Below are 21,757 nucleotides of genomic sequence, written 5' to 3' on the forward strand. Positions count from 1 at the left end.
GCCACGCGGACGACAACCCGCGTGGCGATGCAATATTACACTTTACCGGCAGACTCACGCTCGGCGACTTCCCGATCCAGTTCGTCAATTTTGGCCTTCATCACTTCACGGCAATGCTTCGCCAAATCACGCACCTGGTCTTTGCTCCACGCGCTGGTATCGATAGGCGGCAGCATTTCGACAATCACCAGACCGTTATTCCAGCGATTGAGTTTAATCTTGTTCGACGTATTGGAAACGCAGACCGGAATAATCGGCACACCTGCGGCAATGGCGGCATGGAACGCGCCGGTTTTAAACGGCAGCAGGCCACGACCACGGCTGCGGGTTCCTTCCGGGAACATCCAGAAAGAGATTTTACGTTTATTAAATGAATTCACCACTTCAGCAATCGTGCTGTGCGCGGCGGCGCGGTTATTACGATCGATAAGCAGGTTGCCCGTCAGCCAATAAATCTGACCAAAAAACGGGATCCATACCAGGCTCTTTTTACCGACGGTCACGGTCGGCGGCTGCACAATATTAGCGGCCGTCACCATATCGTAGTTGTTCTGGTGGTTAGCAATATAGATGGCGTTACCGTAGCTCTCGGCATCCGCGGGTTTGCGGGTCTCAACCTTTAAACCAAAAATGGGCGCCATACGACCGAACATGCGACCGAAAGTGGAAACATGCTTTGGATTGCGCGGGCTGAACAAGCAATAGATACAGCCAAAAATACAGACCAGAATGCAATAAATGACAACAATAATGACACGTAAAATGAATAGCATAGCGTCCTCTGAACCCTGAACCGCTTAGAATTATACCCGTCATATTGAATGATGGCGCGCGCAAGACGCACAGGCACCACAGACAATTCACGGGGCATATAAACACATCCTCCTTCAATCCGTCTCTCCCTTTCGGGACCGGCGCTCAAGCCGCGCACAACGCAAAAGCGCTTTGTGACGAGGCAGGAATGAAGATGTGTATAGACCGGACAAGGCTTTGTTACTTGCAGACCCCTGCAAAAGGGTATTGTTAATCGCAATGACTGAATTAACAACGATTTTGTGTAATTCAAATCTCCCCCCGTCTGACGACGGGGGAAGGATATTACTCTTCGCTGTCGCCTGCCGAAGCACGCTGCGGCGAATCTATCTCAACGCGGTCGATTTTCTGCAGTCCGCGCATCAGCGTACCGCGACGTCCGCGCTCACCGGTGACTTTCTGCAGCTCTTCCGGACGCAGCTTGATCTTACGTTTACCTACGTGGAAGGTCAGCGTACTTTGCGGCGGCAGAACGTAGAGGTGCGCCAGGCTATCAACGCCGCTCGCCGCTTCCGCTGACGGGATGTTGATAATCTTATTGCCCTTACCTTTCGACAGCTGCGGCAGATCGCTTAATGGGAACATCAGCATACGGCCTGCGCTGGTGATTGCCAGCAGCATATCCGACTCATCTTCTACCACCAGCGGCGGCATGACCTGAGCGTTTTCCGGCAGAGAAATCAGCGCCTTACCCGCGCGGTTGCGGGCAACCAGATCGTTGAAGGTACACAGGAAGCCGTAACCCGCATCGGAAGCCATCAGCAGTTTACGATCGTCGCTTTCCATCAGCATATGTTCAACCGTTGCACCAGGCGGCAGCGTCAGCTTGCCGGTGAGCGGTTCGCCTTGACCGCGCGCGGACGGTAGCGTAATCGGGTCGATGGCATAGCTACGCCCCGTGGTATCAACAAACACCACTGGCTGGTTACTCTTCCCTTTCACCGAGGCTTTCCAGCTATCGCCGGATTTATAACTGAGCCCCTGTGCGTCAATATCGTGGCCTTTGGCGCTACGCACCCAGCCCATCTGCGACAGCACGATCGTCACCGGCTCGGATGGCTGCATGTCGTGCTCGCTCATGGCCTTCGCTTCTTCGCGCTCGCGCAGCGGGGAGCGACGGTCATCGCCAAAGGTGTCGGAGTCGGCCTGCAGCTCTTTCTTCAGCAGGTTACTCATCTTACGCTCGGAGGCCAGAATCGCCTGCAGCTGATCGCGTTCTTTGGCTAAATCGTCCTGCTCACCGCGAATCTTCACTTCTTCCAGCTTGGCGAGATGACGCAGTTTCAGCTCAAGAATCGCTTCCGCCTGAGTTTCGCTGATACCAAAGCGCGACATCAGAGCCGGCTTCGGTTCATCTTCCGTACGGATTATCTCAATCACTTCATCAATGTTGAGGAACGCTACCAGCAAACCTTCGAGGATATGCAGGCGCTTAAGCACTTTTTCCAGACGGTAGTTCAGGCGACGACGAACGGTATCGCGGCGGAAGGCCAGCCATTCGGTCAGAATCTCCAGCAGGTTTTTCACCGCCGGACGACCGTCGAGGCCAATCATGTTCAGGTTGATACGGTAGCTTTTTTCCAGGTCGGTGGTGGCGAACAGGTGATTCATCACCGGCTCAACATCCACACGGTTGGAACGCGGCACAATCACCAGGCGCGTCGGGTTCTCGTGATCGGATTCATCACGCAGGTCATCGACCATCGGCAGCTTTTTATTACGCATCTGTGCTGCAATCTGTTCCAGCACTTTGGCACCGGAAACCTGATGCGGCAGCGCGGTAATCACCACCGCACCGTCTTCTTTATGCCACACCGCACGCATACGCACGGAGCCGCGACCGTTCTGGTAGATTTTACGAATTTCCGCGCGCGGCGTGATGATTTCTGCTTCCGTCGGATAGTCCGGCCCCTGCACGATATCCAGCACTTCATCGAGGCTGGTATTCGGTTTTTCAATCAGGGTGATAGCCGCTTTGGCCACTTCACGCAGGTTGTGCGGCGGAATATCCGTTGCCATGCCGACTGCGATACCGGTGGTGCCGTTTAGCAGGATATTTGGCAGGCGCGCAGGTAGCATCTTCGGCTCCTGCAGCGTGCCATCAAAGTTCGGCGTCCAATCGGCCGTCCCCTGACCCAGTTCGCTTAACAGCAGCTCGGCATATTTAGACAGGCGGGATTCGGTGTAACGCATTGCCGCGAATGATTTCGGATCATCCGGCGCCCCCCAGTTCCCTTGACCGTCCACTAGTGGATAGCGATAAGAGAATGGCTGCGCCATCAGTACCATCGCTTCATAACAGGCGCTATCGCCGTGCGGATGGTACTTACCCAATACGTCACCGACGGTACGGGCGGATTTTTTAAATTTGGCGCTGGCGTTCAGCCCCAGCTCCGACATCGCATAGACGATGCGGCGCTGTACCGGCTTTAAGCCGTCACCGATAAACGGCAATGCCCTGTCCATGATGACGTACATGGAATAGTTTAAGTAGGCGTTTTCCGTGAATTCATGTAGCGCAAGGCGCTCTGCCATATCGCTCATTAACTGGGGATCCTCAATCTGCATGCTGACCGTACGGACGGCAATATTGCCGCAGATAATAACCTATCTCACGTTCTGAGTCACAGCCCGTGAGATAGGTTGCAGGATGGTTAACGCAGCGGTAAATAAATATCCGTTTGCAGCTCGTGCTCCGGCACATCATTGACGAAATTGAGATAGTGGAAAAACACCGGCGCATCGCGCAGCGTCTCACCGCTACCCGGCAGCCAATCGCGGAACATCGCCCAAACGGTCTGGGAAAGATTATCCAGCGAACCACTGTGGTGCCCAACGGCATAGCGTCCACCCTCAATTTCACCGTTGATTACGCCAAAATCATTCTCTGGAACTGGTGCCGACACGCTGCCGCAAACATCAAAGCGAAAGGCATCGGCAGAAGTGGTCGCCGGGTCATCCCAGGCGATACCAAAAGTTTTACTTTCGCGTACCGGTGATAAGCCGGTGCTTTTACGCCAGGCGATAAACGTCGCGGCGCTGTCGTTAACGAGTTCCGGGCTACCCCGGTGTTGCAGCATCGCCACCTGAGTTTTCGGGAAATCGACTATCTTCACTTCCATCGTTTGCAGCTCCTGTGAGGCCATTTTCGGGACGCGCTGGTGCCAGTCCAGCCAGTCCGGCCGCTGGCGGAACTGACGGGGACTTTTACCAAACGCGGTTTTGAAGGCACGGCTGAACGATTCAGGGCTCTGAAATCCGGCATCCAGCGCAATATCAATCACCTTATCCTGCGGATTAAACGCCAGCCGCCAGGAAGCCCGGCGCAGGCGCAGCCACTGAATATAGCGATACAGTGGCTGACCGCTAAAGACCAGAAACTGGCGGTGAAAATGATAAGGTGAGCAGCACGCCAGAGTGCTGAGTTTCTCCAGCGTCAGCGGCTCATCCAGATGGCGGGCGATATAGTCGCACACCATCGAGAAGCGCTCGCGGTAGGCCGTTGTGATTGCATCGTTCATGGCATCCTCCTGATGACCTACTTTGCCTTTTCAGCCAGGTATAATCCTGACCGATCTTGCGCAATGCAGTCGAAAGTGAGGCGCTGAAACAAGCGTTAGTTGCTGACTTTACGGATCTGCTTCACATCAATTTCAACCGAGTTCCAGTCTTTGTCCACTTCCCCCTGAATTTCAACCACGTCCTGCGGGGTGATGGTCTGGCCGTTCCAGCGTTTATGGTCGATATCGACGTTCACGGTGCCGCTGGAATCTTTGAAAATATACAGATCGTCGGAGACGCGCTCGATGATATTACCGCGCAGAGTGACCCAGGTATCATCACGCATCGATTTGGCGTTCGTCGCCGTGGTCACCGTACCGTTTGGTCCGACGAAGCCACCGGCTTGTGAAGTGGTGGTGCTGGTTGGGCCGGAAAAACCGCCCTGATTAGCCGCAAAAGCAGGGGCTGAGGCCAGAGCCAGAACGGCGACGATAGCAGCAATTTTCTTCATGATATATTCTCCCTTTTTTGGTTTCTGACGCTCATTACACACGCCAATTCTTAACAACTTCTTAAGGGAAAAAAAGATTTATTATTGCTGTACGTAGCAGCAAAGGCGCGGTTTACTTGGCTTATCGGGCTGTTGGCAAGGAGGGGCGAATGCGAATTTTATTAGTGGAAGATGACAAGCTGATTGGCGACGGGATTAAAACCGGATTGGGTAAAATGGGCTTTAGCGTCGATTGGTTCACCCGTGGCGAAGAGGGCAAAATTGCGCTCTACAGTGCGCCCTATGATGCGGTTATCCTCGACCTGACGCTTCCCGGCATTGATGGACTTGATATTTTGCGCGAGTGGCGCGAAAAATCCCATCGCGAGCCGGTGCTGATCCTGACCGCACGTGATGCGCTGAACCAGCGCGTGGAAGGGCTGCGCCTCGGCGCCGACGACTACCTGTGCAAGCCCTTCGCCCTGATTGAAGTCGCCGCGCGGCTGGAAGCATTAATTCGCCGCGCGCATGGACAAACCAGCAGCGTATTGCGCCACGGCGGCGTCGAGCTCTGTCCGGGGAAACTGGTCGCCACCCTTGACGGAGAACCGCTGACGCTGAAACCAAAAGAGTTCGCGCTGCTGGAACTGCTATTACGTAACGCCGGGCGCGTGCTGCCGCGTAAGCTGATTGAAGAGAAGCTTTATAGCTGGGATGAAGAGGTCACCAGCAACGCCATTGAAGTCCACGTCCACCATCTGCGCCGTAAACTCGGCAGCCACTTTATCCGCACCGTTCACGGTATCGGCTACACCCTGGGTGAACAATGAATCTGCTCCGCCGCCTGAGTTTGCGCTTTCGCCTGACGCTGCTGTTTATGCTGCTCGCTGCCGTGGCGTGGTGTTTTGCCAGCGTCATCGCCTGGAAGCAAACCACCCATAAGCTCGACAAGCTGTTCGATACCCAACAGATGCTGTTCGCTAAACGCATTAGCGCCATGGACTTCGCCGATCTGCCCACCTCACGGCAGTGGGTTCGCGCGCCGAAAAAGATCAAACACGGGCATCTGGACGACGATGCGCTGGCCTTTGCCATCTATACCGTCGACGGCCAAATGGTGCTCCATGACGGCGAGAACGGGCCATACATCCCGTATCATTATCGCCGTGAAGGCTTTGATGATGGCCGGCTGAGTAATGATGACGATCGCTGGCGTTTCCTGTGGCTCACCACCGCCGATAAGAAATACCGCATCGTGGTCGGCCAGGAGTGGGATTACCGCCGGGAGATGGCGCTCGATATCATCACCGGCCAGCTCACACCCTGGCTGATTGCCCTGCCGGTGATGTTTTTACTGCTGATACTGCTGCTAAGCCGTGAACTGGCACCGCTGAAAAAGCTAACCCGCACGCTGCGTCAACGCGATCCGGACGCCAGCGACCCGCTCGACACCAAGGGGGTGCCAAGTGAAGTCCGGCCGCTGCTGGATGCCTTGAACCAGCTATTCCGCCGCACCCACGACATGATGACCCGCGAGCGCCGCTTTACCTCAGACGCCGCCCACGAGCTACGCAGCCCGCTGACTGCGCTGCGGGTACAGGCAGAAGTCGCGCAAATGTCGCAGGACGATCCGGAAAGCCAAAGCAAAGCGCTGCTGCAGCTGCACGCCGGGATCGATCGCGCCACCCGCCTGGTGGAACAGCTCCTGACGCTCTCCCGCCTCGATTCGCTGGAGCAGTTGGCCGATGTGCAGACGGTCAATCTCGCCGATTTACTGCAATCTTCGGTGATGGATATCTACCATTCGGCGCAGAAAGCCGACATTGAAATTCGCCTGCATCTCCATGCCCAGCAGGTCAACCGCACCGCACAACCGCTACTGCTCGGCCTTCTGGTACGCAATTTATTGGATAATGCCGTGCGCTACAGCCCTCCGGGCAGCGTGGTGGACGTCACCCTCGGGCGCGACAGTTTTAGCGTCTGCGACAATGGCCCGGGCATCAGCCCAGAGGCGCTGGCCCGCATCGGCGAACGTTTCTATCGTCCTCCGGGACAAGATGAAACGGGTAGCGGATTGGGGTTATCAATTGTGCAGCGCATTGCAGCACTGCATAAAATGTCGGTCACCTTTAGCAACGCGCCGGGTGGCGGCTTCCGGGTTGAGCTCCGTTGGTAGGCTGATTATTGCGTTTTTAGCAAAATACTTTGCACATTTTATACATTTAATCGCTGTACTGAGCCGAGTATCATTGCTGACAAACGCAATTTCCTGAGGACAAATAATGAGCAACATCCTGATCGTCAACGGCGCAAAAAAATTCGGTCACTCTAACGGCCAGCTTAACGACACCCTGACTGAAGTCGCGGAGACCTATCTGCGCGACCTCGGGCATGATGTTAAAGTCGTTCGCGCCGATGGCGACTACGACGTGAAAGCAGAAGTACAAAATTTCCTGTGGGCTGACACCGTTATCTGGCAAATGCCGGGTTGGTGGATGGGCGCACCGTGGACCGTGAAAAAATACATCGATGACGTCTTCACCGAAGGTCACGGCTCTCTGTACGCCAGCGATGGTCGTACCCGTTCAGACGCCAGTAAAAAATACGGTTCCGGCGGTCTGATTCAGGGCAAAACCTATATGCTGTCCCTGACCTGGAACGCACCGATGGAAGCCTTCACCGAGAAAGATCAGTTCTTCCACGGCGTGGGCGTTGACGGCGTTTACCTGCCGTTCCACAAAGCCAACCAGTTCCTGGGAATGGAAGCACTGCCGACCTTTATCACCAATGACGTTATCAAAATGCCGGACGTTCCACGTTATGTTGCAGAATACCGCGAGCATCTTGGGAAGATTTTTGCTTAACTGTGAGACTGGAATTAGAAGGAGTTAATCATGTTGACAGTTATTGCTGAAATCCGTACTCGTCCTGGCCAACACCACCGTCAGGCGGTACTGGAACAATTCACGAAAATTATCCCAACCGTTCTCAAAGAAGACGGCTGCCACGGCTATGCACCGATGGTTGATACCGCGGCGGGCGTGAGCTTCCAGACCACTGCACCAGACTCTATCGTGATGGTAGAAGTGTGGGAGAGCGTTGCTCACCTTGAGGCACACCTGCAAACTCCACACATGAAAGCGTGGAGCGAAGCGGTAAAAGGTGACGTTCTGGATACCACAATTCGTATTCTGGAAGCGGGCGTTTAATCCCCTCCCTGCCCCTCGCCATTGCGTAGAGGGGCCCATCAACGCATTACCCCTCACCTGCTATGCTTATTCTGTCTTCATGTTCAACAGGAGGAATGGAATGGGCATTTTTAATTTTGTCAAAGAAGCCGGCGAAAAGCTGTGGGACAGTTTGACTGACCATGGTGGGCAAGGCGATAAAGTCACCGAACATCTCAAGAAATTGAATATTCCCGGCGCGGATAAAGTCCAGGTTAACATCACCGATGGTAAGGCCAGCGTAAGCGGCGACGGCTTGACGCAGGAGCAGAAAGAGAAAATCCAGGTGGCGGTGGGGAATATCGCCGGTGTCAGCGAAGTTGAGAACAACATTACTGCAACCGATAGCCATGATGAGGCGACCTACTACACGGTCAAATCAGGCGATACGCTAAGCGCTATCTCTAAAACGGTCTACGGCAACGCCAATCTGTATAACAAAATCTTCGAGGCTAATCGCCCTATGCTTTCCAGCCCGGACAAGATTTACCCGGGGCAAACGCTGCGAATTCCGCACAACTGATATCAGGCGGCAACCCTCTCCCGAGGCAGGGAGAGGGTAAACACCCTCTTACCAGTACAGCTTCCAGCTCTGCGTCATGCGTACCAGTGCTTCCACATAGAAGTAATCGCCCCAGCTACAGCACTCGTCCACACCTTTATCGCTGGCCAAGTGATACACCGAATGCTTCAGTATGCCGGTCCCCGGCTCATCTACGCCCATCAGGTAATATTTTGATAGCGATGACATCATGCCCATCGCCCACTGCTGATAGCGCTCACGATCGGGATCGGTCGTCGGCAGATGTTTCACCAGCTCAAGCAGGCCGCAAACCGCAATCGCCGCAGACGACGAATCGCGCAGCGCATCTGTTCCCACCAGTGCCAGATCCCAATGACAGACAGCATCTTCCGGCAGGCGGTTCAGAAAATAGTTGGCCAGCTTTTTCGACAGGTTAATCAGCTCCTTATCTCCGGTGTAGAGGAAGCTCAGCATAAAGCCATAAATCCCCCACGCCTGTCCCCGCGACCAGCACGAATCATCCGCATAGCCCTGCTGGGTTTTACCAAAGCGCGGCGCGCCGGTCTGCACATCCATATAGTAGGTGTGGTAGGTCGACGCATCGTCACGCACCAGATATTTCGCCGACTGGCGAACGTGCGCGCGCGCCGCATCGGCAAAGCGCGGATCGCCGGTTTGCTCGGTTGCCCAGTAGAGCAGTGGCAGGTTCATGGTGCAATCGATGATCATGCGCCCCGCCTGCTCCGGATCGGTCAGCACGCCCCAAGCCTGGATGATTTCTGCTTTTCGATGGAAACGCTCTAACAGCGCTTCCGACGCCTGCAGCGAGAAGCCTCGCGCATCGCGATTGCCGGTCAGACGCCACGCCGAAACGCAGGAAAGCGTATACAGGAAGCCCAGATCGTGGGTGTTGGTGTCCTGTCGCCCAGCGATACGCAAGCCGAACGAGCGAACATGTTTCTCGGCCAGCGCGCGGTATTTCTCATCGCCGGTCATCTCCCACGCCAGCCAAAGCTGGCCGGTCCAGAAACTGGTGGTCCATTCCACGTTTTCCGTTAACGGGTAGTAGCCATTTACACAGGCTTCCGCAGGAAACTTATCACCGAAATCCGTTAAATGACGGCTAATCAGCTTAAGGACGTGGCTACGTGCCGAGCACAGTTCATCGTTAAACGCCTGTAGATTAACGGGAGCTCCCGGGTATTCGCGCAGTTTTTCCAGAGCGATATGGTTTAACATTTTCGGTTCCTTCATTCAGTAGAGCTTATTTAGAAATACCGTTTTCAGCCATATCCAGCACAGGCTGGCGGTGATTCTGGCGTTTACAAGCGGATAAAGTGAAAGCAGAGACAAGGGTGAAGAACAGCGCAATGCCGCCCATGATCATGTAGGTCTTCTCAAAGCCAATACGGTCGTACAGCAAACCCGCAGGCGAAGAAACCACGACGTTGCCGATATACAGCATGGCCTGGTAGCCCAATAAATACATGGTGGCATTAACACGCTTATCGAAGTGTTCCGCGATATATTTAAATACCGACACCAGCAGCAGACAAATTTCCAGACCGTACAGCGGTTTAATCACGGAAATAAGCAAGTGAGAATCACAGATCCCGGAAATGATTAGACGAGCGCCGACTAACACTCCCACAATTAACAGACCACGTTTCGCGCCAATATAATTGACGAACATCGGCATAAAGATATACATGACGAATTCGGTGCCGGACTGTACCGTACCCAGCAGACCAAATACCGTATTCCCTTCATGAACATCGCTAAAGAAGGTGACGAAATAGCGCGAGAACTGCTGCTCGGCGACAAACATCATCCACGCAACGCCCGCTACGTACAGGCAGAAGGCCCAGAATTTGCCGCTTTTCAGCAAGTCATAAACATCCCTAAGGACAATCTTATCTTTCGAGATTACCGTGTCAGCATTGCTGGTTTGAGTATCCACCTTCAAGCTTATCAGCACCGCCAGCATTACCAGTGATGCCACGCTGCCCATAATGAAGTTATAGGCCGGTGAGATATTAAATAGCAGGCCAGAGAACGATGAGGCGACAGCCCACCCGAGCGAACCCCACATACGAATCTGGCCAAACTCCATGCTGTTAAGACGGCTGTAGCGATCGGCGTAGGATTCACAGGCAGCAACACCCGCATACCACGCAAAGCTCAGATAAATAGCCCCGACCACAATCCCCACCATGGTGTGTGACAGCAGCAGCGGCTGGTAAACATAAATAAAGAACGGCGCCATTAAGGCCGACATGATGACCACAAAATAGAGCAGATATTTACTCATGCCGATTTTATCAAGAATATAGCCATAAATCGGTTTGAGGATTACTGAGAAAATACCGTTCACGGCAAATACGGTACCAATAACCGCACCGCTGAGCTCAGCTTTTTGTCCTAACCAAATGGCAAACAAGCCAATACTGGCTGACCAGGTAAAAAAGTATAAAAAGATAAAAGAGCTTATTTTGTAATATTCCAGCCTGTTTTGAGACGATATTTTTTCCATACAGCCCTCGACAAAACGTTGTAGGGTGCGCTCTGAATATTGATTTCAGAGCGTGCCAGAGGTTTTTTATTAATGACTATTTTTAAAGATGCAGAGAAAGGGTTTTTCCGCAGCGGTTATCCGTCACCTGAAGCGTATTATTATCAATGCGCAACGATGGCAGGATCGACAGTGACGCAGCGCTATCGCCGCTGGAGGCGACCGCACAGCACAGCCAGTGTTCACCGGGTTCAATTTCGCCGGTCAGGGTCGGAATGACCGCACATTCCGCAAACATGACGCTGCTGTTCGGTGGGGTCACCACGCTATCGCCCTGCCGATCAGCGCTCTGAAATGCGATATTGGCAATCACACTTACGCCGTTTTCGGCGCGGACTCGGCTTAACCCTGTCCGAGATTCGACGTCCGCCTTCATCACCGCAAAACCACCTTCTACCGTTTGCAGGCGTCGTGCAGTATTCACGCGATGTGCACGCACGTGCCATTCGCCGCACGGAATCAGCCAGGTTTCAATCTGGACGTCGTGCCACGGCAGCCAGCGGGAATAGATTGCGCCGTCCACCATTTCTACGCTCTCGCACTCGCGGCGACCGCGCCAGTAGTTGTCGCTATCGGAAAGGAGCAACATCGAGTCACAGGCCGCGTGCTTAATACCGTAGCGACCCCGTTCAATGGTGAAGCCAAAGCGGGTGGAATAGGCGAATTTGGTATATTTCGCCTCGGTATTCACGTAGTTGTTCAGCTCCAGCTGGCCGGAAGTCAGCATCACCACGTGCTGTGAGTTTTCGTGGTGCTGTAAGATTTGCTGGGCGGGGATAATGGCGTGAACCGGGGACAATTCCGGCAGTGGTAGCTCTTGTGCCTGCCAGAAATCACTGTCCGACGGTAGCGCCAGAATCAGGAACACCTTCAGCGCCCAGTACGGTGAGCCCGGCGCGTTATAGTCTTCGCACATCGCCAGATTCGGATAGGTGAAGCCGAGCGTTAAGATACCGTCGCGGTCGAAAATCGGTTGTTCCAGCCACCAGCGCAAGTGACGCAGGATAATGCCCTTCAACACGCCCGGTGAAAAGACGTCCAGCCCGGCAAAGGCCACGCCGCTCCAGAACGCCACCATCGCAAAGCGATAGGTCAGGCTGCGACCAAACGGCACCGAGGCACCATCGGCGGCAGAGAGGTAGATAAAATCTTTTGCGAACAGGCAAGCACGCTCACGCAACATCGCCGCACGCTCGGGGTCATCGTCCGCGTTCAACGTCGCGTAAATCAGCCCGTAGAAATGGAACGCCATCGAGATGTAATAATCTTTTGGTCGGCCAGGACCGTCGGAGTACCAGCCGCCACCGAGATAGTAGGCTTCCATCATCGTGAAGCGTCGATCGATAGCCGCCTGGTCGTACGGCATTCCCGCGCGCTTAAACCCGAGCTGGACGATAATGGCAAAGTAGTTCCAGTTGCTGTCCGGCATTTGGGCATCGGTAATTTGATTGAGCCAGCGATGCAGGTTCTTGAGCTCCGTTTCACTGAAGTGGTCGGTTAAAGTCTCCTGCATCAGCGCCAGACCCAGGCCGTAGGCTGCCATCTCAACCAGGCGCTGGTCGTACGGCCCGGTTTCCCCCCAGTAGGATGGGCTTTGCGGGTCGGTACCAAGCTTAATTGCCGTGATGTACTTGTCGCTAAACGGGACGTCAGCGCCGCCAGCCATGAGTGGGAACAGGCCCCAAAGCGCTCTCGATAAGCCCTCCATTTCCGCAATGTCCGTGCTGTAGTGCGTACTGGTTTTACCCAGCGAAAACTGCGCTACACCAGCGGGAAATTGTTTATCGAGAGCGCTCAGCATCGTCATCAGCGTTTGCGTCACGTCTGCTCGTGATGACAATATTTTTGATATTTCCGCCACTGTCCTGCCCCTTTATTTTACCATCCTCGAAAGTGGCTCAAGCATAGAGAATCCAGGTGTTGGAGAAATGTTAACCGGATCACAACTGATAGCAATCTCTGAACCACCACTTGATAAAATTTAAAACAGTGGTTTAGTAGTGAGATTAATGTCGGAAAAATTTAAATATATTGCACATGACTTCATCCTGGAATGCTGAGCATCTGGAGCTGATCACGCTGAACGACACCGTGGCGTCATTCAGCCGGCTTTTTGCCAATACCGTGCGCTACCATCACTGGCATCAATGTCTGGAAATTCTCTACGTGGAAGAGGGTTTTGGCGTGGTGATCGTGGATAATCGTCAGTACACCATGCGCCCCGGCAGGCTGTTTTTCTTCCCGCCGTTCACGCTGCATAAAATCATGGTCGATGAGAAAGCCCAGGACCGCTATCGGCGCACCATTATTCACGTTGATCAGCACGCTATTGCCAAACTTCTCCAGCATTTCCCCGAAAATCAGCGTCGTTTACAGGCGCTGTCTGCGCGGGGTCGACCGGCATTTGTGGCCGATTTAGCCGACATTCATTCCCATATCGATCACCTATTTAGTTTGTATGCCAGCATGGCCAGCGTCTCAGGGTTAAGTACCGAGCAGATAGCCACGATGTTGATGTCACTGTTCGGCATGCTGCCCGCGACGCAGGAGAAAATGGCGGAACCCACACAGGGAATCGCCAGCCCGGTGATGTTCTGGATTGAAGAGAACTACCGCCAAAAATTCAGTCTTGATGCGCTGGCCACAGAACTGAGGAAATCACGCAGTTATCTCTCGCGTCGTTTCCACGCTGAAACCGGCGAGCACATTCACGATTATCTCAATACTCTGCGTTTGCGCCGCGCCTGCGAACTGCTGCTACACAGCACGCTGCCGGTTAACGAGGTTGCTGGGCAGGTGGGATTTTCCGAAGTGACCTACTTTATTAGTTCATTTAAAAAGGGGATCGGCGAGACCCCCTTGCAGTACCGTAAGAATCACGCAGTGCGTCGTGAGGCTAGTGGAAGCGCCCCGGTAACCACAGCGAAATCATCGGGATGTAAGTGATAATAATCAGTACCATAAACAGCACGCAGTAGAACGGAATCATCGCTTTTACCACCGTTTCAATCTTCTGCCCGCTGACCGCGCTGGCGACGAACAGAACGGATCCCACCGGCGGTGTGATAAGCCCAATACCTAAGTTCATCATCATGATGATGCCAAAATGCACCGGGTCGATACCGAGCTGCACCACCACCGGCAGCAGGATCGGCGTCAGGATAAGAATCAGCGGAGCCATGTCCATCAGACAACCTAACAGCAGCAACATGATGTTGATAATCAGCAAGATAACGTACTTATTATCCGACAACGACAGCAGCGCCGCGGAGATCTCCTGCGGCAGCCCCACCAGCGTCATCACCGAGCCAAAGGCAGCGGCGAAGGCAATCAGCACCATCACCATGGTCACCGTTTTGATGGTGCGGTGAATCAGCTTTGGGAAATCCTTGAATTTATATTCGCGGTAAATAAAGAAGGTAACGAACATCGCCCAGATACAGGCAATCGCACCTGATTCGGTCGGCGTGAAAAAGCCGGAGAGAATGCCGCCGGAGATAATCACGATGGTGATGAGGCCCCAGATAGCATCGGAGGCAATCTTCAGCTTCCGTCTCAGTTCAACGCTCTCTTCCTTCGGGTAGTTATTTTTACGCGCAGCAATCATACACATGACGATGAGCGTAAAGCACAGTACCAGCGTCGGGATAATACCGGCCAGGAACATCGCAGGAATTGTCACCGCCGCGGTATTAGCCACAATCGCAAACAGTACCGAGTTATGGCTCGGTGGTACCAAAATTGCCTGCACGGAAGCGCTGGCAGTCAACACCGCACCGAACGAGCGCGGGTAACCTTTACGTTCCATCTCGGGGATCAGTACCGATCCGATCGACGCCGTATCCGCCACTGACGATCCGGAGATCGCACCAAACAGCGTCGAGGCCAGAATATTCACCAGCGAAAGTCCACCGCGGATCCAGCCAACGAACAGCCCGGCAAAATCCACTAACCGTCGAGCCATTCCCCCTTCTGCCATGATTGCGCCAGCAAAGACGAAAAAGGGAATTGTCAGCAGGTTGACGTTATCCGTGCTGTGAAAGATGGTGATAATCAGACCATCCAGTGAGAAATCGGCGAATGCGGTAACCACCACGGCGGTCAGGCCAACGGCGTAGGCCACCGGCATACCCACCGCCATCAGCACCACAAAAGTCACCACAAATATAATTAGCGTTAAGTCCATGGTTTCGCTCCTTAGTGGCCGACTTTCGGCGAGCCGTATTGCACCAGTTCACGATGCGACTGCGAGCCGTACAGCAGTTTTTCAACCACGAACAGCAGTGTAAAGAACGACCCCACCGGGATAGGCAGATGCGTGATACCCGAGGTCAGGAACGGCAGCGAAGGCACCACGTCCTGCCAGGCATCCATGCAGCCAATGATTCCCCAGTGAATAATAAACAAGCAGGTTGCCAGCATCGCCAGATCGACAAACACCGCCAGCGCCTTTTTCATCACCGGATTGATACGATCGACCAGCATGGTGATGGCGATATGGCTCCCCGCCCGATAGGCAGCGGCGGCGCCAACAAACGAGAACGTGATCATACAGATCTGCGAGAGCGGCTCCGGCCAGCTGGTTGAAGCGTGCGGTAAAAAACGCATCCACTCGGGAAAATCCGGACGAAAACGCGCGTAGATCCCCACCAGATAAATAAACGTCATAAATAACAGGCTGATCCCTGACAGCCAAATACAGATCCGATACACGCCATCCATGACCAGGACATAGATATTTTTCATTGTTATCTCCAGATCAAAACGGGCAGGCCAGCAGCTGCCGGCCTGCCGCCACGTGCATCATTTAGTATCCTGAATTTCCTGCATTAAGGTGCTGAACTGCTGTCCATACTTTTCACGCACCGGCGCGGTAGCATCGACAAACGGTTTTTTATCCACCGGGAGGAATTTCACCCCCTGGCTTTGCAGACGTTTTTTCGATTTCTCGACGTATTCCGCCCACAGCACGCGTTCTTCAGCCTGAGCTTCTTTCGCCAGCTTGGTGATCAGTGCCTGATCTTCAGCCGAGAGTTTGCTCCATTTACGTTTTGAGAAGGCGAGCACTTCCGGGATCATAAAATGTTCGGTCAGATCGAAATACTTGGTCCCGGCCACCACGTAGTTTTCGGTGTCGAAGGTCGGTTCGTTGTTTTCTGCAGCATCGATAACACCCGTTTGCAGGCTAGCAAAGACGTCACCCACCGGCAGGACAATTGGGTTTGCACCCAGAGCCTTAAAGGTATCGAGCCCAATGGGGTTGTTTTGCAGACGGATTTTTACCCCTTTCAGGTCATCCAGCGTCGTGATCGGCTTTTTGGTGATCAGGCTGCGCGAGCCCGCATCCATCCAGCCGAGGAAGACCAGCCCGAGATTACTGTCGGAGATTTCCTGTGCCAGTTTCGTTCCCACATCACCATCCAGCACTTTGTGCTGATGATCCATATCGCGGAAGACGAACGGCATGTTAAACACACTCACCTGAGGAAGGATGCCGCCGACAGGCGACATGGAGACACGCAGAATATCGATAGCGCCCGCGCGGGTTTTTTCCAGGGTAGTGCTTTCATCACCCATCTGCCCGCTCGGGAACATTCTGATGGAAAGCCGCCCGTCGGTTTGCGCGCTGAGCTTTTCACCCATGTGGATCACCGCGGCCGTGGTCGGATAATCAGCCGGATGCACATCAGAGGCGATGAACACCGTTTTTGCCATCGCCGCCGCAGACCCCATCAGTAACGAGAAAGATAGAACGCTTACTGCCAGTTTTCTTCTTAACATAGACGATTCTCTTTTGATTAAAGATAAAATTCACCATGCGAATCAATTGCCAGCACAGATTGACGTCCATGTTCAGAAGTATGTTTTATATCCAGCGAAAGAATATGGTAGAAGTCATACAACTAAAGTGTGACCTGTCATACCAAATTTCAAAATGGCATTTCAGAAATCGTAGAAGTTAGAGTTGAATCGATTAATTTGCCCAGGCAAAGCGTGAATAGCTAAAGCGAAAGGCATGTTTTGGGCGATAAAAAAGGAGACGCAAGCGTCTCCTTCTAAGTAATACCTTGTTCTTTATACGGAAATTAGGCTTCGATATCCGCCATGTCGCCTTTTTCCTGCAGCCAGTTGCGGCGATCTTCCGAACGCTTCTTGGCCAGCAGCATATCCATCGTAGCGTCAGTCTGCTGCTCGTCTTCATCGGTAATGAACAGCTGTACCAGACGACGGGTGTTAGGATCGAGTGTCGTTTCACGCAATTGCATCGGGTTCATTTCACCCAGACCTTTAAAGCGCTGCACGTTCGGTTTGCCTTTTTTACGCTTAAGCTGTTCCAGCACGCCGGCTTTCTCTTCTTCCGTCAGCGCGTAGTAAACCTCTTTACCCAGATCGATACGATACAGCGGCGGCAGCGCAACGTAGACATGACCTTCTTTCACCAGCGCACGGAAGTGCTTCACAAACAGCGCGCACAGCAACGTCGCAATGTGCAGTCCATCGGAGTCCGCATCCGCAAGAATACAGATCTTGCCGTAGCGCAGCTGGCTGAGATCCGTGCTGTCCGGATCAATACCAATAGCCACGGAGATGTCGTGCACTTCCTGCGACGCCAGAACCTCATCAGAGGAGACTTCCCAGGTATTCAGGATCTTACCTTTCAACGGCATGATCGCTTGATATTCACGATCGCGCGCCTGCTTGGCGGAGCCGCCTGCCGAGTCACCTTCGACGAGGAACAGTTCAGTACGATTAAGATCCTGCGCGGTACAGTCGGCCAGTTTTCCCGGCAGCGCAGGGCCGCTGGTCAGCTTTTTACGCACCACTTTTTTCGCCGCACGCAGGCGACGCTGAGCGCTGGAAATCGCCATTTCGGCCAGCAATTCAGCCGACTGAACGTTCTGGTTCAGCCACAGGCTAAAGGCATCTTTCACTACGCCAGAGACAAACGCCGCGCACTGGCGCGAAGAGAGTCGTTCTTTGGTCTGACCGGCAAACTGCGGATCCTGCATCTTCACGGAAAGCACGTAGGCGCAGCGATCCCAGATATCCTCCGCCGACAGCTTCACGCCGCGCGGCAGGATGTTGCGGTATTCACAGAACTCACGCATGGCGTCCAGCAGCCCCTGACGCAGACCATTAACATGCGTACCGCCCTGCATCGTCGGGATGAGGTTAACGTAACTTTCAGTCAGCAGCTCGCCGCCTTCCGGCAGCCACAGCAGCGCCCAATCCACCGCTTCGGTTTCCCCGGAGAAATTACCGACAAACGGTTTTTCCGGCAGCAACGGCAGGCCGTTCACCGCTTCGCTCAGGTAATCGGTCAGGCCGTCGGCGTAGCGCCAGGTCTGCTCGGTGTCGTTAACTTTATCTTTAAAGATGATTTCAACGCCCGGGCACAGTACCGCTTTTGCTTTTAGCAGGTGGCTTAAGCGGGAAGCGGAAAAACGCGGGCTGTCAAAGAAGCTTTCGTCCGGCCAGAAGTGAACGCTGGTCCCGGTGTTGCGTTTACCGCAGGTTCCGGAAACGTGCAGGTCTTCTACTTTTTCGCCGTGTTCAAAAGCAATGCTGTAGACCTGGCCGTCGCGGCGAACGTTAACTTCAACGCGTTTGGACAGGGCGTTGACCACCGAGATCCCCACGCCGTGCAGACCGCCGGAGAACTGGTAGTTTTTGTTGGAAAATTTACCGCCCGCATGCAGTCGGCAGAGGATCAGCTCAATCGCCGGCACACCCTCTTCCGGGTGGATGTCGACGGGCATACCGCGGCCGTCATCGATAACTTCCAGTGACTGATCGGCATGAAGGATAACCTCGACGCGTTTTGCGTGTCCGGCCAGCGCTTCATCCACACTGTTATCAATAACTTCCTGACCCATATGGTTTGGGCGCGTGGTATCTGTATACATCCCCGGGCGGCGGCGAACCGGCTCAAGCCCGGTGAGTACCTCAATGGCATCAGCGTTATAAGAAGATTGCGTCATGATCTATTCGTAGGTAGTTGGCGCTGCTTAATGCAACCCCAGAAAATCGATAATCTGTGTGAAGTGATCTTCAAAGCCGGTAAATGCATGATTACCGCCCTCTTCTACCGTTTGTCGGCAGGAAGCGAAATAGTCCACGGCCTGGCGATAATCAAGCACTTCATCGCCAGTTTGCTGAAGCAGCCAGATAAGATCGGGCGCTTCAAGAGGATCAATTTGCATCACTTTGAGATCGTAAATATGGCGAGACTCTAGCACATATTGTTGCCCGGTGTAGGGATTCTCGTTCGGGCCAAGAAAATTCGTGAGCAGCTCAAACGGCCGCATCGCCGGGTTCACAACCACAGCAGGCAACATGAAACACTGCGACAGCCAGGTAGCGTAATAGCCGCCAAGCGACGACCCGACAATCCCCAACGGCGCGCCGCCATTCTTCAGCACTAATGCCTCAAGCATCTCAGCCGCTTGGGCCGGATAAGCCGGTAATTGCGGAATCAGCATATTCACATCAGGATAGTTTTCCGCCAGCCACTGCTTAAGCGCAGTGGCTTTCGCCGACCACGGGGAGCTGTTGAATCCATGCAGATAGAGAAGCGTTGACATCAATAGCCTTCAGATGCGGTGTCAGGATGGAATTTCACCCCGGCCAGACGGCACACTTCGGTGGTCAGTGAGCCATCATCATGCAGCTCAAGCCAGCGCCATCCGGGAGAAACAGTATCCAGAGTAAAGTTCGAACAGTGCGGCTTAAACTGCACGCAGGTCGAGGGGGTGGCCATAATCCGGCGACCGTTCCAGTCAACGTCCAGCTCCTGATGGATATGGCCGCAGAGCAGATTTTTGACTCGTGGGTAACGCGCTAGTACGCCATCCAGCGCCCCAGCGTTACGTAAGCTGTGCTGATCGAGCCAGCTACAGCCCGAAGGCAGCGGATGATGATGCAGCAGCAACAGCGTGTGGCGGTCAGCGGCTTCGGACAGACGTTTCTCCAGCCATTCCAGCTGAAAGTCGCTCAGTTCACCGTGAGGCACGCCGAAAACCTGGCTGTCTAACAGTAAGATCTGCCAGTGTTCACCCACCAACACACGTTTGGCAGGCGAAATACCCGCGTCTTGCAGCGTACTGTACATCGATGGCTGAAAATCGTGATTGCCCGGCAACCAAACGCAGGGTGCAGAAAAACTCGCGATGCCATCAGCAAAATGCTGATAGGCCGCGGATGAGTGGTCCTGCGCTAAATCACCGGTTGCAACCACCAGGTCGATATCACGCGCGGAGGCATGGATAGCCTGCAGGACGGCGTGATAGCTTTCCCAGGTATTCACCCCTAACAGCGTTTCATCCTTCTGGGCAAACAGGTGAGTATCAGTAATTTGCAGAACCCTGACACTGGCCCCACCAGCCAGAGGAAGGTTTAAAAGGCTTTCCAAATGGTGTCCTTAGGTTTCACGATGCAAACATACACATCATCCTCTCAGGCGGCTTCTCGCTATCAGCGTCACTGATGTCGCCTGAAGGGTGCTATGTACAAACCGGAATCGCCATCGCTCCATGTGCTAAACAGAATCTCAGCCAATCGGCTAGAAACTGATTAATTTGATGCTTTTCGTCGCGTTGATGCAACTTTTTATTTGGATAATCATACCGCGCTTTGAAACGAAAGATCTGCTGACTTGAACACACTTCGGCCACCATCGCATCATGATACAGGCGCACCGTCATCGACGGCAGGCTCCAGTAGCTTATCGCAGGCAACGTTTGTTCAATCGTCACCAGCGTAGTGTAACGAGTCGATTCGACTATCGTTAAGCGATATTGCGCATTAGCCACCTGATAGTTCACCGTTTCACCGGCTTCATCGACGCGCGGCAACAAGCGACGCAATTGTGCGAAGTTGGTTTCGCACAGGCGCATCATTTCTGGGAAGTCAGGTGTATATCGCTTCATTTGATCCACTCTTTTCGTAAGTCCTGATAATGCAGCTGCAGCCATTGCAAAGCGATGACAGACGCTGCGTTGTCAATTTTTCCATCCTCTACGCATTGATAAGCAAACTCCCGGCTTACCACATGAACCCGAATATCTTCGTGTTCTTCCGCCAGGCCATGAATGCCTTTGGCCGTTGTTGCATCGACTTCGCCGACCATAATGGTCAGGCGTTCGCTGGTACCACCCGGGCTTGCCAGGTAGCTGAGGCACTCCTTCACGCGCCCCACGTTGAGGCCCGCTTCTTCCTCGGCCTCACGGCGGGCAACATCCTCAACGGTTTCCCCTTCTTCTATCATGCCGGCAACCATCTCCAGCAGATACGGCGTTTCGCTGGTGTCATAAGCAGCAATACGGATTTGCTCGACCAGCACCACTTCATCACGCACTGGGTCAAAGGGTAGCAAGACTGCGGCGTGACCGCGCTCAAAAATTTCGCGTCTGACTTCGCCGCTCATCTCGCCGTTAAACAGGCGATGACGGAAACGATACACATCAAGCGAAAAAAAACCGCGATATACTGTTTCTCGTGCAATAATTTCTACATCATTTTTCGAGAGCGTTGCCACAGGGTTGGCTGTTTTTTTCATGGACAGGCCTATGCAGTCATTGTGCTGAAATTGTGGATTTAAAGTGAGCGGTTCTAAGGATTCACTCACTCTA

At 53.7% G+C, this 21,757-nt stretch carries 21 protein-coding genes; 6 read left to right on the plus strand and 15 right to left on the minus strand.

Features of this window, described 5'->3' with window-relative positions; translation table 11 throughout:
- Positions 1-35: 35 nt before the first annotated feature.
- The 4 genes from plsC to KP80_RS10410 form a co-directional block, all read right to left on the minus strand.
- Positions 36-773, minus strand: coding sequence for a 1-acylglycerol-3-phosphate O-acyltransferase (gene plsC, locus KP80_RS10395; protein WP_052283570.1), 738 nt, complete (start codon positions 771-773; stop codon positions 36-38).
- Positions 774-1,098: 325 nt separating this feature from the next.
- Entirely contained in the window at positions 1,099-3,357 is a 2,259-nt protein-coding gene (parC, locus tag KP80_RS10400; RefSeq protein ID WP_052283571.1) for a DNA topoisomerase IV subunit A, read from the minus strand.
- A gap of 110 nt (positions 3,358-3,467) precedes the next feature.
- On the minus strand, positions 3,468-4,334 hold the full coding sequence (locus KP80_RS10405) for an AraC family transcriptional regulator (protein WP_052283572.1): 867 nt from the start codon (positions 4,332-4,334) through the stop codon (positions 3,468-3,470).
- 95 nt (positions 4,335-4,429) lie between these two features.
- On the minus strand, positions 4,430-4,825 hold the full coding sequence (locus KP80_RS10410) for a YgiW/YdeI family stress tolerance OB fold protein (protein ID WP_052283573.1): 396 nt from the start codon (positions 4,823-4,825) through the stop codon (positions 4,430-4,432).
- 149 nt (positions 4,826-4,974) lie between these two features.
- Here KP80_RS10410 and qseB point away from each other — a divergent pair, with 149 nt between their 5' ends.
- The 5 genes from qseB to lysM all read left to right on the plus strand — a co-directional run bounded on the left by qseB (position 4,975) and on the right by lysM (position 8,554).
- A complete protein-coding gene (gene qseB, locus KP80_RS10415) occupies positions 4,975-5,634 on the plus strand; it encodes a quorum sensing response regulator transcription factor QseB (RefSeq protein WP_052283574.1) in 660 nt (219 codons plus the stop codon).
- Positions 5,631-6,980: a quorum sensing histidine kinase QseC gene (qseC, locus tag KP80_RS10420; RefSeq protein WP_052283575.1), complete on the plus strand. Its 1,350-nt coding sequence runs from the start codon at positions 5,631-5,633 to the stop codon at positions 6,978-6,980. Before qseB ends, qseC begins: the two co-directional genes overlap by 4 nt.
- Positions 6,981-7,086: 106 nt before the next feature.
- Entirely contained in the window at positions 7,087-7,668 is a 582-nt protein-coding gene (locus KP80_RS10425; protein ID WP_052283576.1) for an NAD(P)H-dependent oxidoreductase, read from the plus strand.
- 30 nt (positions 7,669-7,698) lie between these two features.
- Complete coding sequence (locus tag KP80_RS10430) at positions 7,699-8,013, plus strand: putative quinol monooxygenase (protein WP_052283577.1); 315 nt, start codon at positions 7,699-7,701, stop codon at positions 8,011-8,013.
- Positions 8,014-8,113: 100 nt separating this feature from the next.
- Positions 8,114-8,554 carry a peptidoglycan-binding protein LysM gene (gene lysM / locus KP80_RS10435; RefSeq protein WP_052283578.1) on the plus strand — a complete coding sequence of 147 codons (441 nt, stop codon included), beginning with the start codon at positions 8,114-8,116 and terminating at the stop codon, positions 8,552-8,554.
- A 48-nt stretch (positions 8,555-8,602) separates the two neighbouring features.
- Here the strand turns inward: lysM and KP80_RS10440 are convergent, their stop codons facing one another.
- The 3 genes from KP80_RS10440 to KP80_RS10450 form a co-directional block, all read right to left on the minus strand.
- On the minus strand, positions 8,603-9,793 hold the full coding sequence (locus KP80_RS10440) for a glycoside hydrolase family 88 protein (protein WP_052283579.1): 1,191 nt from the start codon (positions 9,791-9,793) through the stop codon (positions 8,603-8,605).
- A gap of 25 nt (positions 9,794-9,818) precedes the next feature.
- Positions 9,819-11,087, minus strand: a complete 1,269-nt coding sequence (locus KP80_RS10445) for an oligosaccharide MFS transporter (RefSeq protein WP_052283580.1) — start codon at positions 11,085-11,087, stop codon at positions 9,819-9,821.
- An 82-nt stretch (positions 11,088-11,169) separates the two neighbouring features.
- Positions 11,170-12,933: a DUF2264 domain-containing protein gene (locus tag KP80_RS10450; protein ID WP_082221734.1), complete on the minus strand. Its 1,764-nt coding sequence runs from the start codon at positions 12,931-12,933 to the stop codon at positions 11,170-11,172.
- Between the two features lie 230 nt (positions 12,934-13,163).
- Here KP80_RS10450 and KP80_RS10455 point away from each other — a divergent pair, with 230 nt between their 5' ends.
- Positions 13,164-14,072 carry an AraC family transcriptional regulator gene (locus KP80_RS10455; RefSeq protein ID WP_052283582.1) on the plus strand — a complete coding sequence of 303 codons (909 nt, stop codon included), beginning with the start codon at positions 13,164-13,166 and terminating at the stop codon, positions 14,070-14,072.
- Here the strand turns inward: KP80_RS10455 and KP80_RS10460 are convergent.
- The 8 genes from KP80_RS10460 to nudF all read right to left on the minus strand — a co-directional run bounded on the left by KP80_RS10460 (position 14,023) and on the right by nudF (position 21,684).
- A complete protein-coding gene (locus KP80_RS10460) occupies positions 14,023-15,312 on the minus strand; it encodes a TRAP transporter large permease (protein ID WP_052283583.1) in 1,290 nt (429 codons plus the stop codon). The genes KP80_RS10455 and KP80_RS10460 overlap by 50 nt on opposite strands.
- Before the next feature lie 11 nt (positions 15,313-15,323).
- Complete coding sequence (locus tag KP80_RS10465) at positions 15,324-15,872, minus strand: TRAP transporter small permease (protein ID WP_052283584.1); 549 nt, start codon at positions 15,870-15,872, stop codon at positions 15,324-15,326.
- Positions 15,873-15,929: 57 nt separating this feature from the next.
- Positions 15,930-16,907, minus strand: coding sequence for a TRAP transporter substrate-binding protein (locus KP80_RS10470; protein WP_052283585.1), 978 nt, complete (start codon positions 16,905-16,907; stop codon positions 15,930-15,932).
- A gap of 305 nt (positions 16,908-17,212) precedes the next feature.
- Positions 17,213-19,108 (minus strand): DNA topoisomerase IV subunit B, encoded by a 1,896-nt coding sequence (gene parE, locus KP80_RS10475; RefSeq protein ID WP_052283586.1) that lies wholly within the window; start codon positions 19,106-19,108, stop codon positions 17,213-17,215.
- 27 nt (positions 19,109-19,135) lie between these two features.
- Entirely contained in the window at positions 19,136-19,711 is a 576-nt protein-coding gene (yqiA, locus tag KP80_RS10480; RefSeq protein WP_052283587.1) for an esterase YqiA, read from the minus strand.
- Complete coding sequence (gene cpdA / locus KP80_RS10485; protein ID WP_052283588.1) at positions 19,711-20,538, minus strand: 3',5'-cyclic-AMP phosphodiesterase; 828 nt, start codon at positions 20,536-20,538, stop codon at positions 19,711-19,713. The genes yqiA and cpdA overlap by 1 nt, the downstream gene beginning before the upstream one ends.
- Before the next feature lie 91 nt (positions 20,539-20,629).
- Positions 20,630-21,055, minus strand: a complete 426-nt coding sequence (locus KP80_RS10490; protein WP_052283589.1) for a DUF1249 family protein — start codon at positions 21,053-21,055, stop codon at positions 20,630-20,632.
- Positions 21,052-21,684 (minus strand): ADP-ribose diphosphatase, encoded by a 633-nt coding sequence (nudF, locus tag KP80_RS10495; RefSeq protein ID WP_052283590.1) that lies wholly within the window; start codon positions 21,682-21,684, stop codon positions 21,052-21,054. The genes KP80_RS10490 and nudF overlap by 4 nt, the downstream gene beginning before the upstream one ends.
- Between the last annotated feature and the right edge of the window lie 73 nt (positions 21,685-21,757).

It is taken from the genome of Kluyvera genomosp. 1 (assembly GCF_001266615.1).
Taxonomy (GTDB): domain Bacteria; phylum Pseudomonadota; class Gammaproteobacteria; order Enterobacterales; family Enterobacteriaceae; genus Kluyvera; species Kluyvera cryocrescens_A.

Bases quoted from the DNA above. Each gene is read 5' to 3' on its own strand.
- yqiA (WP_052283587.1), bottom strand. From the start codon at position 19,711: ATGTCAACGCTTCTCTATCTGCATGGATTCAACAGCTCCCCGTGGTCG.
- KP80_RS10405 (WP_052283572.1), bottom strand. From the start codon at position 4,334: ATGAACGATGCAATCACAACGGCCTACCGCGAGCGCTTCTCGATGGTG.
- KP80_RS10470 (WP_052283585.1), bottom strand. From the start codon at position 16,907: ATGTTAAGAAGAAAACTGGCAGTAAGCGTTCTATCTTTCTCGTTACTG.
- KP80_RS10455 (WP_052283582.1), top strand. From the start codon at position 13,164: ATGACTTCATCCTGGAATGCTGAGCATCTGGAGCTGATCACGCTGAAC.
- qseC (WP_052283575.1), top strand. From the start codon at position 5,631: ATGAATCTGCTCCGCCGCCTGAGTTTGCGCTTTCGCCTGACGCTGCTG.
- nudF (WP_052283590.1), bottom strand. From the start codon at position 21,684: ATGAAAAAAACAGCCAACCCTGTGGCAACGCTCTCGAAAAATGATGTA.
- lysM (WP_052283578.1), top strand. From the start codon at position 8,114: ATGGGCATTTTTAATTTTGTCAAAGAAGCCGGCGAAAAGCTGTGGGAC.
- KP80_RS10460 (WP_052283583.1), bottom strand. From the start codon at position 15,312: ATGGACTTAACGCTAATTATATTTGTGGTGACTTTTGTGGTGCTGATG.
- KP80_RS10490 (WP_052283589.1), bottom strand. From the start codon at position 21,055: ATGAAGCGATATACACCTGACTTCCCAGAAATGATGCGCCTGTGCGAA.
- KP80_RS10465 (WP_052283584.1), bottom strand. From the start codon at position 15,872: ATGAAAAATATCTATGTCCTGGTCATGGATGGCGTGTATCGGATCTGT.
- parC (WP_052283571.1), bottom strand. From the start codon at position 3,357: ATGAGCGATATGGCAGAGCGCCTTGCGCTACATGAATTCACGGAAAAC.
- qseB (WP_052283574.1), top strand. From the start codon at position 4,975: ATGCGAATTTTATTAGTGGAAGATGACAAGCTGATTGGCGACGGGATT.
- KP80_RS10425 (WP_052283576.1), top strand. From the start codon at position 7,087: ATGAGCAACATCCTGATCGTCAACGGCGCAAAAAAATTCGGTCACTCT.
- plsC (WP_052283570.1), bottom strand. From the start codon at position 773: ATGCTATTCATTTTACGTGTCATTATTGTTGTCATTTATTGCATTCTG.
- KP80_RS10430 (WP_052283577.1), top strand. From the start codon at position 7,699: ATGTTGACAGTTATTGCTGAAATCCGTACTCGTCCTGGCCAACACCAC.
- parE (WP_052283586.1), bottom strand. From the start codon at position 19,108: ATGACGCAATCTTCTTATAACGCTGATGCCATTGAGGTACTCACCGGG.
- KP80_RS10410 (WP_052283573.1), bottom strand. From the start codon at position 4,825: ATGAAGAAAATTGCTGCTATCGTCGCCGTTCTGGCTCTGGCCTCAGCC.
- KP80_RS10450 (WP_082221734.1), bottom strand. From the start codon at position 12,933: ATGACGATGCTGAGCGCTCTCGATAAACAATTTCCCGCTGGTGTAGCG.
- KP80_RS10445 (WP_052283580.1), bottom strand. From the start codon at position 11,087: ATGGAAAAAATATCGTCTCAAAACAGGCTGGAATATTACAAAATAAGC.
- KP80_RS10440 (WP_052283579.1), bottom strand. From the start codon at position 9,793: ATGTTAAACCATATCGCTCTGGAAAAACTGCGCGAATACCCGGGAGCT.